A 12,466-nucleotide genomic window follows, 5' to 3' on the forward strand; every position below is an offset into this window, starting at 1 on the left:
GCCTTACTCCAGCAAGTGCCAGTCTAGCCGTTTCCTGAGGAGGCCGTTACCACCGTGGGTTCGGCTCGACGGCGACGGCGCGAGACGACAACCAAATATCCCCACAAAATCAGAAAAATGGTACTTCCAGCCAAGCCAACCAGGGTGGGTGTGGGATCCCACACATCAGCGATTCCGGTGATCTCACCCGAACCCGCGTTGTAGACGGCCCGGCTTGTGGAGCCGACCGGCCAGCGGAAGTCCCCGATCAGATCCGGCTCGACGAGGCGGGCGTCATCACTGGTGAACGTGCCCGAGGTGATGCATAACTGCTGCTGGCAGTTGTGCGACGTCGCGGTGAAGGTCCCCGGGATCCCGACGGCCTTGTCGTTGAGGTTGTGCGCCAACTGCTGGACACCGATGAGCGCGGCATAGAGACAGAGCAGCGGCGCGGCCACCCAGAAGGCGACGGCGAAGACCGACGGCCACCAGGCGGCGACCCTCGTGCCGAATCCGCGCCAGTGCCGGGCTGGTCCTGCGCTCGATGAGGAGCTCGCGGTGGCAGTCATGTCCGCGCAATTCTATGCACGATCACCGGCACGGACGCGGGCAAGCGATATACGCCCGTTACTTCAGCTTCTGGTAGCCCCGGGCGACGATCTGTTCGAAGGCGGGCTGGGTCACCGGATGAATTCCGCCGGCCAGCATCGCCATCAGGGTGCTCCCCTTGCGGATCACCTCGAAGTAGAAGCTGAATGGCGTCCCACCCGACTTGAACTGAAGTCGGTACCCGTGCGATTCGTCGAGGTGCTGGCTCAGACTCACCGGCGTGATCGAGCCGGTGAAGCGGTCCGCCCCGGTGCCGAAGGCGATCTTCGGGCAGGCGTCGAAGTCCTCCGCCGCGGTCGCCATTGCATCCGCGGCATCGGCGCTGCTGTCGGCCAGACCGATCGACTCGGTGAGCCACGGGCCGGTGTCCTCATCGCCCTTGACCCAGTCGCCCTCGGCCGATTCGTCGGCCAAGTAGCCGATCAGGATGTCATCCATGCAGGCCGGTTCGGACGAGTCGTCGTCGCCCGGGTCGTCGCCGTCGTCACCGCTGGTGTCGTCTCGCCAGCCGGCCGGCAGTTCGTCGGTGGTGAGCATCATTGCCCGCGCGGCCGGTGATTCCTCACTCGTCGGGCTGGAGTCGGTCGGATCGGCCTGAGACGGCGTGGACTCAGTCGACGCCGCGGATGACGGGAAGGCGCCGATTCCCTTGGTGGGCGTCCCCGACACCATGGTCGCGCAGCCACTGAGGAGCGCGACAATGGCGCCGATCGCCACAACGGTAAGGACTCGCGCGTTCGTCACTCGCGGAATATAGCGGCTGTGAGGGCGGGGCGCCCGTCGAACGGGTCGTAGCGATCAGGCATGTCGGACGACGGCGGTCTGCGCCGCCAGGTGCACCGCCAACTCGCCCAGGATGCCGGAGGTATCGGGAAGGCGGTCTGAACCGAGCTCGCGCAGCGCCTTCTCCAGGTGCAGCTGGGTCCAGGTCATCGCCGACTGGCCGTACGGGGTGATGGTGATGGTGATCTGCCGGCGATCGGTGGCGTGGCGTGCCCGCTCGGCCATACCTGCCGTCTCGAGTCGATCCAGCACCGACGTGACGCTGCTCGGCGTGAGGCCGAGGCGTTGTGAGAGTTGACGCGGGGTGAGGGGTCCCTCCGCCGAGAGGTAGGAGATGGCGATCGTCTCGGTGACGCCGACGCCGAAGTGTTCGGCCGTGGCCTGTCGAAACTGCTCACCGACGAGCATGAGGTCGCGCAGTGCTCGCACCGAGGCGAGGGAGGCGTCAAGGCCTGTGCGATCAGGCCCACCGTCAAGGCCGGCGCGCTCTGGCGAACGGCGGACGTCGGGGAACGTATCTGTCATGTGTAGTTCGGAACCTTCCGTGGTGGTGTGGTCCCCAGACACCAGTCGCGGATCGACTCCCGAACGATCGCGACGAATTAACTTGTAAAACATCTTGACGCAAAAAGCGTGACTGCGCGATTCGAAGTGCAAACAGAGGGTGAATCTCTTTAGCTGCAGCCGACGCCAGCGCCCTTGAGGGCCTCGTCCACCGATCTGGCGATGAGCGCATGGCCGGCGTCATTCGGATGCAACTGATCGGACGCGATGTCGGCCGCCGGGTTCCACTGCGGAGGTGGCCCCACCAGTGTGATGTCTCTGGCTGCGTCCTCCGCGTTGGCCGCCGCCCGCTCCATCGCCTCGTTGTACAGGGCAAGTGCTGCTGGGCCACCGATTCCCCAGTTGTTCATCGAGGACGTGATCGGCAGCCGATCGGCCTCGACCAGAAGGACCCGATGTCCTTTGAGTGTCCGCAGGATGCTGCCCAGTTGGGACTGGTAGTCCGCCACCGCGGCCGGGTCGGTGCCGTTGGAGCGCACATCGTTGATGCCGATCTGGATCGCCACCACGTCCGTCGCCCGCAGCGTGGACGCCTGCCGGTCGACGATCGCCTTCGTCTCAGCGACGCGATCGCCGCTGTGGGCGTAGTTCACCAGGACCCGGCAGGCCTGGGCGGCGGCGATCTGCGGCCAACTCCGCTGGGCCGAGCTGGCGCCGACTCCGACCACGTAGGAATGGCCGAAGGTGACGAGTCGCTCAGTTGAGACCGGCGTGTTCGAAGCCCGCGAGCCGGGTGGCGCTGCTGAGGAGCAGGCGACGAGCAGCAGCGTCCCGCCGATCACGGCGGTGACCAGCACGGCCGGCCGTCTCGTCACGGCCGCAGCTCAATCGCGACGGCGCGCGTCGGCGCACCATCGGCGCCGGTAAGGCGTAGCGGAAACACTGTGATCAGGGGTTCGAAGTCGATCTCGTCCAGACCCCGAAGGTTCTCCACGATGACGCCGCCGGCCTCGGCGATCAGATGATGCACGGGGAATCCAACGCCGGGATGCTGCTCGTTCGGCGTCTCGTCGATGTTCATCGCGTCGAGGCAGAAGGTGCGGACGCCTCCTTCGAGCAGGACGCGACACGCGTCGGCGCTCAGATAGGGATGGTCGAGGTAGCGTGATGTTCCATAAAATTCAGGCCATCCGGTATGCAGGAGCACGATCGAGCCGGCCGCGAGCCGATCCAGGTACGGAGTGACGTCGGCCGCACTGATGGCCGCTCGATCCGGCTTACCGCGGACGTCGATGAGGACGCCCGGCCCGGTGAATAGCGCCAGGTCCAACTCGTCGATGCGCGCGCCGGATTCGAGGAAGTGGTACGGGGCATCGCAGTTCGTTCCGCTCTGCGACCCCATCTCGACGCTGAGCAGGTTGAAACCGTCGCGTTCGATGGTCGCGGCCGGAACGAACCTCACCGCCGGATCACCCGGGTAGAGCTGGGTGTGCGCGTCGATCGGCAGGGAGAGATCGACCACTCGGCCAACGTGCATGAGGCACCCTCCCGACGGTTTCCGGTGCGCGATCACCCATCAAATCATCGGTCAGCCGGCGAAGGTCCTGCGGTATGCGCCCCATGGCACCTAAGGTGCAGTACTTTCGACCCGCCACCCTCGACCCGCCACGCTCCTAGCGAACGCACCGGGCGGGTCAGTTGCGCTCGAACCAGCTGCCAGGCGGGACGACCGGCGACGGCGGCGGCTCGGGGTCGTCGGCGTCGAGCTGCGGCGGCCAGAGCTCGATGACCTGGGCCGCGGCCGCTCGGATGGCGACCGCGTCGAAGGCCTGCCGGAATTCCGCGATCCCCAGACTCGGCCAGGCACCAACCAGCGTAAGGCGCTCGCCCGGTGGCAGCGGCGCCAGGAAGAAGTCATGATCGGCGACGCGATCGCTGCCACCGCCGCCGCCGTTGGTCAACCATGGGCCGTCGTGATCGTCGACATCGGGCAGGGCGGGCGGCCAGGATTCCACGTTCGTCACTGATCGTCCGTCGCTGAATTCGAAGCCCAGCAGGAACCGGTCCACACTGCCGTGCTGTCCCCGCGGTCGATGGCCGCCAAACCCCGACAGGAGCAGACCCTGCCCGGCCACATCACCCCGACTACGGGCCGACACGGTGAACTCCAGACCGTTGGCGTAGACCCGCAGGGCACTAATCGCGACGGCGAGGTCGTCAGTGCGGGCGAGCAGAAACGCGGTGCCCAGCGTGATCGGGATCTGATTGTCGGGCCTAACGCGCCTGCGCCAGGCGTCACGGAGATCCTTCTCCTCCTCGTCGTCACTCGAGGACGCTGAACCACTGACAAAGCGCATGACAGGAGTCTGCAGCTACCGGGAGACGGTGACAAGCGTGCTAGAGATTCCGCCGCAACGCTCCTGCCAATCCGGCGCCCCAACCGTCAATAGGCAGGAGGTTTCGCCAGAGTTCAATCAGACTCCGAACTTCGTCGCGTCCACGGGCCGGAATCCGTCGCGCACTGCTCGGGGCCCATCGCGAACCTCGAATGCGCGAAACTTCAGCGACGCCGCACTAGGTCCGACACTCGGCGAACCGGTGCCGTCACCCGCCACGACGTACTGGCCCTTATCTCTCGCAACTCCGCCTCGGCGGTCTCCGTTGCCGCAGAGAGTTGATCCACCCGCGCGCGCAGCGAAGATGCTTCTTCAGCGGCCCGGCTGGCCTGAGCCTGCGCCTGCGCGAATGAGTCTCGCAGGTCTGCAATTTCAAGCGCCTCGAACGTCTGCCGCTGTTCGGCCTCTAGATATTCCGCGGATCCGCTGAAGATATTGGTAGCCGTCGTGCGGTCTGCGATACGTCCCGTTGGTGGCAGTGGCTTGTCCGACTGCTTGCGGAATACGGCGACGAAGTCTGCCCAGCCTTCGGCGCCTGGCTTCGCAACGAAAGACTCCACGAGCTCGACCGGTACGTCATGCTTGGCCGCCCACTTCACCAGCCCGATGCCTGCGTCGGGGTAGAAGCGCCAGAGATCTAGCGGGTACCGGTGGAAGTCGTTATTGCTGGGCGCGTTGATATATACCAATCCACCCGGGCGAATTACCCGCACCATCTCCAGGAACGTCTCCCAAAAGAAGACGTCGTGTTCGAACGCGGACGTGCTCACGGCAACGTCCACGGACGCATCGGCGAAGGGCAGCGCAGCTCCCGGCTCCACCACCAAGTCGACGCCTTTGCCGGGCTCCATATCAAGTCCAACGTAGCGAGCCTCCGGTGGACAGTGATCGCGCAACGAACCGTTCACGTCCTGGCTACCCAAGTCGACCACGACCTGAAAGCCCGCTTGCCAATAGACCTCAAAGAACAGCCGCCCGTGCTCGTAAGACGTATCGTGCACACCCGCTCCTGACCGCTGCCGCCAAACCAACCCGACTCACTGCAACTGCAAGCGCCGCTGCCCGGAGAGCTTAGCCCAAGCCGCACGCAAAAACGGCAGCAGGGATGTGTCGTCAGCCTTGGCTCTTGCCACCTGATGTTGTCTGGAACCGGAACTCCACCACGTCGCCGTCGGCCATGATGTAGTCCTTGCCTTCGATGCGCACCTTGCCGGCCGCCTTGGCCGCGGCCATCGAGCCGCCGGCCACCAGATCGTCGTAGGAGACGACCTCAGCCTTGATGAATCCGCGCTCGAAGTCGGTGTGGATCACACCGGCCGCCTGCGGGGCGGTGGCCCCGCGGTGGATCGTCCAGGCCCGGGCCTCCTTCGGACCGGCCGTCAGGTAGGACTGCAGCCCGAGGGTGTTGAAGCCGACCCGCGCCAACTGGTCGATCCCTGACTCCTGCTGCCCCATCGACTGCAGCAGCTCCAGTGCCTCCTCGTCGTCGAGCTCGATCAGCTCGGCCTCGGTCTTGGCGTCCAGGAAGATCGCCTCCGCCGGGGCGACCAGGGCACGTAGCTCGTCGGTGAACTCGGCGTTCGCGATCTCGTCCGGGTCGACGTTGAAGACATAGATAAAGGGTTTAGCCGTCATCAGGTGCAGTTCGCGCAGCGGCTCCGGGTCGAGACCGGCGGCGAAGATGGTCTGCCCGGCCTCCAGCACCTTCTGCGCCTGCTCGGCAGCGGCGAGCACGACGGCTCGGTCCTTGTGCAGTCGCACCTCCTTCTGCAGCCGCGGCAGCACGTTCTCGATCGTCTGCATATCGGCCAGCAGCAGCTCGGTGTTGATGGTCTCGATGTCGTCCTTGGGCGAGATCTTGCCGTCGACGTGCACCACGTCGGGGTCGCTGAAGGCGCGAATCACCTGGCAGATCGCGTCCGCCTCACGGATGTTGGCCAGGAACTTGTTGCCCAGCCCAGCACCCTCGCTGGCCCCCTTCACGATCCCGGCGATGTCGACGAACGACACCGTCGACGGGATGATCTTGGCCGAACCGAAGATCTTGGCCAGCACCTTCAGCCGTGCGTCCGGAACGCCGACCACTCCGACATTGGGCTCGATGGTCGCGAACGGGTAGTTCGCGGCGAGCACGTCATTCTTGGTGAGCGCGTTGAAGAGCGTGGATTTGCCGACGTTGGGCAGGCCGACGATGCCGATAGTTAGTGCCACGGGAGGCCATACTATCTGCCTTTCGCCGCTCCCCCGGCCGGTTTCCAACCCGAACTAGCACGATTTCCGCTGCGCGAGCGGGAGTCGCTGGCCGAAATTGTCAGACCCGGATGCCAGCATCGTGGGTATGGATGTCACCACCGTTGTCTTGGTTCTGCTTGCCCTCGCCGCTGGTGCGGTGATCGGCTGGCTGGTGGCCGGTCAGCGGGCCGCCGCCGCCGTGCTGGCCAAGACGAACGAAGCCGCCGCCGCGGCCGAACACGCCATGCGTGAACGCGCTGCCGACGCAGCCGAGGCGGCCGCGGAGCAGGCGGAGCTACAGGCGGCCAACGCCGCTGAGCGGGCCCAGTTGGAGAGCGAATTGGCCGCACTGCACGCTGGTCTCGCCGGTGAGCGAGCCGCCGCGCGCGATCGGGAGGCGCTGCTGGCGCGCACCGAAAAGCAGCTCCGGGAGGCCTTCGTCGCCCTCTCGGCCGAGGCGCTGGCCAAGAACAATGAGGCCTTCGTGGCGATGGCTGAGTCGCGGCTGGCCAGCGCGAAGACCGCGGCCGACGGGGACCTGGCCCAGCGTCAGCAGGCCATTGACGCGCTCGTCGCGCCACTGCGGGATTCGCTGGATCGGGTCCAGCAGCAGATCGGCGAGGTCGAGAAGGAACGAGCCGGCTCCTATTCGGCGCTGCGGCAGCAGATCGGCACGATGCAGGAGACCTCCGAGCAGTTGCGCAGTGAGACCTCACAGCTGGTCACCGCGCTGCGGGCGCCCCAGGTTCGTGGGCGTTGGGGGGAGTTGCAACTGGAACGGGCGGTCGAAGCGGCCGGCCTGACCGAGCACATCGACTACGTAACGCAGGCCAGCTCGACCACCGAGGACGGCACACTGCGCCCTGATCTGGTCGTCCGGCTGGTCGGCGGCAAGAACGTCGTGGTCGACTCGAAGGTGGCGTTCGCCGGTTATCTGGAGGCGATGGAGGCCAAGGACGAAGCCACCCGGGCCGCCCGTTTCAAGGCCCACGCCCGGCACATGCGAGCCCACATCGACTCACTGGGGGCAAAGGCCTACTGGGAGCGCTTCGCACCGTCGCCGGAGTTCGTTGTCTGCTTCGTCCCGGCCGATGCGTTTCTGGACGCCGCGCTGCGGGAGGATCCGACGCTGCAGGAGCATGCCTTCAGTCGCAATGTGGTGTTGGCCACCCCGTCGACGCTGATCACGCTTCTACGTACCGTCGCCTACACCTGGAGGCAGGACGCCCTGGCCACCAATGCCGCGGAGGTGCATCAGCTCGGGCGAGAGCTGTACCAGCGGCTGTCGACGATGGGGGCTCACGTCGACAAGCTCGGCAAGTCGCTCGGAAACGCCGTTGCCGCCTATAACAGCACAGTCACCTCGCTCGAGACGCGTGTCTTCGTCACCGCACGCAAGATGACCGAACTCAAGGTCGAGACCACCGACTCGCTGAAGGCCCCGGAGCAACTCACCGAGGCCACCCGTACCACTCAGGCCAGCGAGCTCACCCAACACCGGGTGGTCGCACTGAACAACAGCCGACCCACCGTCGTGCAGAACGAGCTGCCCGTGGCTGTAATCGACGAACTCAGTGCGGAACTGATCCCCACTCGTACTGCGGAACGGCGAAAGGCGACCGGCGAATGACCTTGTCCCGGTGTGTGTCAGAGGTTGCGATGTCAGCAATTTCCCAGCTTCGACGGGTAACCTTCGACGGAGAAAACCATTCCGGCGTGCAAAATCTGCACCATCTGCAGACCAGGAGTATGGATTGAGCATGTCGACTTCGTCTTCAATGCAAGACGACGGTTTCGGAGAGGTCAGCTACTCGACCCCTGCTGGCGCCGGCGAGCGACACGCCAATTACTCAGCCGACCCCCACGCGACGGCGGTGCAGGCGCCGCTGCGCGCTGACCCATCGACTACCCAGAGTTACGCACCCGGCACGCAAGCCCGGGGTTATCCCAGCCCGGTCGATGCACCAGTCGATGCACGGGGCGAGACCCGCGCCGAGCGCCGAGCTCGCGCCCGCTCGGAGGACCGGGGCGTTCCGGGATTCGTTGCGCTTGGCATCCTCATCGCCATCTGCGGCCTCGGCGGGTTCATCGATCTCGTCAGCGGCAGCTCGGTCAAGGGCGCGTTCAACATCGCCCTGGTCATCGGTGCGATCGTCTCGATCATCGTGGTGCGTCGCAGTTCGATGTTCGTCGTCGTGGTCGCGCCGCCGATCGTCTACTTCGTCGCCTCCGCCGTGCTGCTCTACGTGCGCTCGAACGGGCTGAAGAACCGAGCCGTCCTTCTTGACGCCGGAGTGAACTGGCTCGTCTACGGTTTCCCGGCCATCGCCGGCGCGACGGCCGCTGTGTTGATCATCGCCGGCATCCGCATGATCACGGGTAAGTAGCCCGTCACCCGCACAGCCAGCAGGCACCCGCACGGCCAGCAGGCACCCGCGAAATTCTCAGCTGAGGTCGTTGACGCTGGGTCCGGGTTTCTTGCCGGTCGCCCGCATGTCTCGGCGCAGCTCCTGCGGCAGCGCGAACTGCAGCCGCTCCTCCGTGTGCGCCACGACCTGAACGTCGCCATATCCATAACCGGCCAGGGTCTCGATGACCTCATTGACCAGGATCTCCGGCACCGACGCGCCCGAGGAGAGCCCGACAGTACTCACGCCGGCCAGCCAGGCCGGATCGATGGCGCTCGCGTTCTCGACCAGGTGGGCCGCCCCAGCGCCGGCGGTGAGGGCCACCTCAACCATCCGGACCGAGTTTGACGAGTTCGGCGACCCGACCACCAGAAATAGCTCGGTGTCCGGCGCGATCACCTTCACCGCGGCCTGTCGGTTCTGCGTCGCGTAGCAGATGTCGTCACTCGGTGGCGACTGCAGCATCGGAAAACGCTCGCGAAGTGCATCGACGGTGCGCATCGTCTCGTCGACCGACAGCGTCGTCTGCGACAGCCAGACCACCCTCTCCGGATCGCGGACGTCGGTCCGCAGCGCATCGGCCGGGCCGTCCACGACGGTGATGTGGGTCGGCGCCTCCCCAGTGGTGCCAACCACCTCCTCGTGCCCCTCGTGACCGATCAGCAGGATGTCGTAGTCCTCTGCGGCAAAGCGACGCGCCTCGTTGTGCACCTTGGTGACGAGCGGGCAGGTGGCGTCGATGGCCTTCAGGTGACGGGCCGCGGCCTGCTCATGCACCTCCGGGGCAACCCCGTGGGCGGAGAAGACCACGGTGGCACCCTCCGGAACCTCGTCGTTCTCCTCCACGAAGATGGCGCCGCGGGCCTCGAGCGAACGGACGACATGCAGGTTGTGCACGATCTGCTTGCGTACGTAGATGGGCGCGCCGTAGAGATCAAGGGCCTCCTCGACGGTCTGCACGGCTCGATCGACACCGGCGCAGTAGCCGCGCGGCTGGGCCAGAAGCACCCGCTTCACCGTCTCCGGCGCGGGTGCCGGGTCACTCACCGCCGCCCCCGTCTGGGCGTTCGTGGACCGAGATTGCACCGAAGTCATACCCTCGATGGTACGGATCATTTCGGGTGGGGAAAGCTTGTAGGCATGTCGCAGCTGCCACGCCCCCTGCGGGCGACCATCGGGCTAGTCTTCACGTGCGTTGATACGGTCCGCTCCTCACCGGAGAAGGCCCTTGAGGTCCCCATGCTCGCCGTCAGCACTGCGCTGCAATTCTCGCTGCGCGCCCAGCAGCGCTACGCCGAATTCACCGTGCGCGGTGACGAGGTGCTGGGGCGGCTGCGTCCGACCCCCGACGAGCCACCGGCCTGGGCCACCTTCGACGAGGACGTTGAGCTCGATACCTTCGTCCTCACCGTCGAAGAGGATGAACTCCTGATCGTCGAGGTGTCCGACGAGTTCGACGCCGAGCCAACCACACCCTCGGCAGCGGAGGCCGCAGCGACGGAGACGAAGGCGCCGAAGAAGGCGACACCGGCGAAGAAGTCGGCGACGCCCCGCAAGGTGAGCCCGCCCCGCACCGGCCGTCCCTCCGCCTTCGACACGGTGGCGGAGACCGACGCGCCCACCGACGCACCCAACGAAACGCCGTCGACCGAAACGGCATCGACCGAAGTGCCCACCCCGCCAGTTACGGCCAGCGTGCCCCCGACGACGGTCGAGACACCAGTGATCCAAACGCACGAAGAACCAACCGCCCAACCGCAGCCGCCCGCGCCGGAAGAGCTCTAGCCAACGCGTCTGTGGCGCGAATTGGCTTACAAAATATGACCAAACTCGAGACTTCGGCGGAAAACCCGGTTCCCGTTCGAGTGGTCGCTGCTCGCATCTCCGAGTGGATCAGCCGCCTCGGTGAGATCTGGGTCGACGGGCAGGTGGCTCAGCTGACCCGCCGGCCGGGCGTCGCGACCCACTTCATGACGCTGCGCGACCCGGACGCCAACATCTCCCTCAGTGTCACCTGCGCCCGCGGTGTGCTCCCGGAGACGGTGACCGAGGGGTCGCGGGTCACCATTCGGGCCCGCCCGGACTTCTACATCGAACGCGGGTCATTGAGCCTGCGAGCCACCGTGGTTCGTCAGGTCGGCCTCGGCGAGCTACTGGCCCGGCTGGAGCAGCTCAAGCGACTTCTCACCGCTGAGGGCGTCTTCGACTCCCGACACAAGCAGCGACTGCCGTTCCTCCCGCGCCGCGTCGGCCTCATCTCCGGACGGGCCAGCGCCGCCGAGCGGGACGTGGTGGAGAACGCCCGGCGCCGCTTCGCCGGCACCCGCTTCGAGATTCGCAGCGTCGCCACCCAGGGCAGTTCCGCAGTCACCGAGATCATCGACGCCCTCGAGCAACTCGACGCCGAGACCGAGGTGGATGTCATCGTCATCACCCGCGGCGGCGGGAGCATCGAGGACCTGCTGCCGTTCAGCAACGAGGCGCTGATCCGGGCCGTCGTGGCGTGCCGCACACCGGTGGTGAGCGCGATCGGCCACGAGACGGACACGCCGCTCCTCGATCTGGTGGCCGACTTCGCCGCCTCGACCCCGACCGACGCGGCTAAGCGGATCGTCCCGGATCTGGGTGAGGAGCTGGCTCTGGTCCGTGAGTGCCGGGCCCGCGGCCGGGCCACCATCCGCCGTCGCCTCGACTCCGAAGCCGAGCTGATGGCCGGCCTGCCGACTCGATTGCGGGCGACCGTTCGGCATCGGGTCAGTCAAGCCGCCACCGACGTCGAGGCGCTTCGGCAGCGCAGCGAACGCCGGGTCGACGGTCTGATCCACTCGGCTCGGCTGGATCTCGAGCACGTCCAGGCCCGGGTGCGTGCACTCTCCCCTCAGGCCACCCTCGACCGCGGGTACGCGGTGGTTCAGACGGCTGACGGCACGGTCGTCCGCGCCGCCCCCCAGGCCGTCGGCGAGCTTCGGATCCGCGTCGCCGCCGGCTCGTTCCTGGCCACCCCGACGCCGTCGGGCAGCGGTACGGCCGCCAAGAAGAGCAGCAAAGGTAAGGTCTGACGCGATGAGCGGCAGCGACAAGACCCCGGCCAGCAGCGACAGCGTTCCGGAGATCTCCTACGAGGCGGCCCGGACCGAGCTCTCCGAGGTGGTGCGCCGGCTGGAGGCGGGCGGGCAGAGCCTGGAGGAGTCGCTGGAACTCTGGCAGCGCGGTGAGGATCTCGCCGCGATCTGCCAGCGCTGGCTCGACTCAGCCAGCGCCCGCCTGGACGAGGCCATCGAGGCCCGCGACAGCGGCGAAGAGTAGGCCAGGCGCCAGCGACTGATGGGCCCACTCGCCGCCCGCCGAAGCGGCTGCGAGCACCCGCGGAGAGGCGCCGGCCGTTAAGCGCTTACGGTGAGATGCCTGTCATTTCGGCCACTGCGCCCTAAGGATCGCCCGAAGCACCTGCGAAGATGAACGCGAATCCGACCGCAGTCGCCCGCCGGCCCAGGCTCCACGCCGACCCGGACGATCGCATCGCTGGATGACCCACGTTTCGTCACCGCCGAGCGG

The 12,466-nt window shown here is 66.5% G+C and carries 14 protein-coding genes; 5 read left to right on the forward strand and 9 right to left on the reverse strand.

Annotated elements, in window-relative coordinates:
* Positions 1 to 23 precede the first annotated feature (23 nt).
* The 8 genes from CPH63_RS21490 to ychF form a co-directional block, all read right to left on the reverse strand.
* On the reverse strand, positions 24 to 548 hold the full coding sequence (locus tag CPH63_RS21490; protein WP_096304769.1) for a hypothetical protein: 525 nt from the start codon (positions 546 to 548) through the stop codon (positions 24 to 26).
* Between the two features lie 58 nt (positions 549 to 606).
* On the reverse strand, positions 607 to 1,332 hold the full coding sequence (locus tag CPH63_RS21495; RefSeq protein ID WP_157749724.1) for a hypothetical protein: 726 nt from the start codon (positions 1,330 to 1,332) through the stop codon (positions 607 to 609).
* Positions 1,333 to 1,386: 54 nt separating this feature from the next.
* Complete coding sequence (locus CPH63_RS21500) at positions 1,387 to 1,896, reverse strand: MarR family winged helix-turn-helix transcriptional regulator (RefSeq protein ID WP_157749725.1); 510 nt, start codon at positions 1,894 to 1,896, stop codon at positions 1,387 to 1,389.
* 149 nt (positions 1,897 to 2,045) lie between these two features.
* The gene (locus CPH63_RS21505) at positions 2,046 to 2,750 is read right to left on the reverse strand and encodes an SGNH/GDSL hydrolase family protein (RefSeq protein ID WP_096304772.1); all 705 of its coding nucleotides are present in this window, start codon (positions 2,748 to 2,750) and stop codon (positions 2,046 to 2,048) included.
* Positions 2,747 to 3,412 (reverse strand): cyclase family protein, encoded by a 666-nt coding sequence (locus CPH63_RS21510; protein ID WP_096304773.1) that lies wholly within the window; start codon positions 3,410 to 3,412, stop codon positions 2,747 to 2,749. Before CPH63_RS21510 ends, CPH63_RS21505 begins: the two co-directional genes overlap by 4 nt.
* Before the next feature lie 157 nt (positions 3,413 to 3,569).
* Entirely contained in the window at positions 3,570 to 4,232 is a 663-nt protein-coding gene (locus CPH63_RS21515) for a hypothetical protein (protein WP_096304774.1), read from the reverse strand.
* Between the two features lie 203 nt (positions 4,233 to 4,435).
* Positions 4,436 to 5,272, reverse strand: a complete 837-nt coding sequence (locus tag CPH63_RS21520) for a methyltransferase domain-containing protein (protein ID WP_096304775.1) — start codon at positions 5,270 to 5,272, stop codon at positions 4,436 to 4,438.
* A gap of 112 nt (positions 5,273 to 5,384) precedes the next feature.
* Entirely contained in the window at positions 5,385 to 6,482 is a 1,098-nt protein-coding gene (gene ychF / locus CPH63_RS21525; RefSeq protein WP_096304776.1) for a redox-regulated ATPase YchF, read from the reverse strand.
* A gap of 127 nt (positions 6,483 to 6,609) precedes the next feature.
* On the opposite strand from ychF, the gene CPH63_RS21530 reads away from it, so the two are divergent.
* Positions 6,610 to 8,133: a DNA recombination protein RmuC gene (locus tag CPH63_RS21530; protein ID WP_096304777.1), complete on the forward strand. Its 1,524-nt coding sequence runs from the start codon at positions 6,610 to 6,612 to the stop codon at positions 8,131 to 8,133.
* Positions 8,134 to 8,263: 130 nt separating this feature from the next.
* Entirely contained in the window at positions 8,264 to 8,890 is a 627-nt protein-coding gene (locus CPH63_RS21535; RefSeq protein ID WP_157749726.1) for a DUF6542 domain-containing protein, read from the forward strand.
* Between the two features lie 57 nt (positions 8,891 to 8,947).
* Here CPH63_RS21535 and CPH63_RS21540 read toward each other — a convergent pair whose 3' ends face one another.
* On the reverse strand, positions 8,948 to 10,006 hold the full coding sequence (locus CPH63_RS21540; RefSeq protein WP_096305336.1) for a 4-hydroxy-3-methylbut-2-enyl diphosphate reductase: 1,059 nt from the start codon (positions 10,004 to 10,006) through the stop codon (positions 8,948 to 8,950).
* A gap of 45 nt (positions 10,007 to 10,051) precedes the next feature.
* Between CPH63_RS21540 and CPH63_RS21545 the strand changes: the two genes are divergently transcribed.
* The 3 genes from CPH63_RS21545 to CPH63_RS21555 are packed head-to-tail and all read left to right on the forward strand — an operon-like array spanning position 10,052 to position 12,217.
* Positions 10,052 to 10,696: a hypothetical protein gene (locus CPH63_RS21545; RefSeq protein ID WP_096304779.1), complete on the forward strand. Its 645-nt coding sequence runs from the start codon at positions 10,052 to 10,054 to the stop codon at positions 10,694 to 10,696.
* A gap of 35 nt (positions 10,697 to 10,731) precedes the next feature.
* Positions 10,732 to 11,970, forward strand: coding sequence for an exodeoxyribonuclease VII large subunit (gene xseA / locus CPH63_RS21550; protein ID WP_096304780.1), 1,239 nt, complete (start codon positions 10,732 to 10,734; stop codon positions 11,968 to 11,970).
* Positions 11,971 to 11,974: 4 nt separating this feature from the next.
* Positions 11,975 to 12,217 carry an exodeoxyribonuclease VII small subunit gene (locus CPH63_RS21555; protein WP_096304781.1) on the forward strand — a complete coding sequence of 81 codons (243 nt, stop codon included), beginning with the start codon at positions 11,975 to 11,977 and terminating at the stop codon, positions 12,215 to 12,217.
* Positions 12,218 to 12,466: the final 249 nt, after the last annotated feature.

Source organism: Jatrophihabitans sp. GAS493 (assembly GCF_900230215.1).
Lineage (GTDB): Bacteria > Actinomycetota > Actinomycetes > Mycobacteriales > Jatrophihabitantaceae > MT45.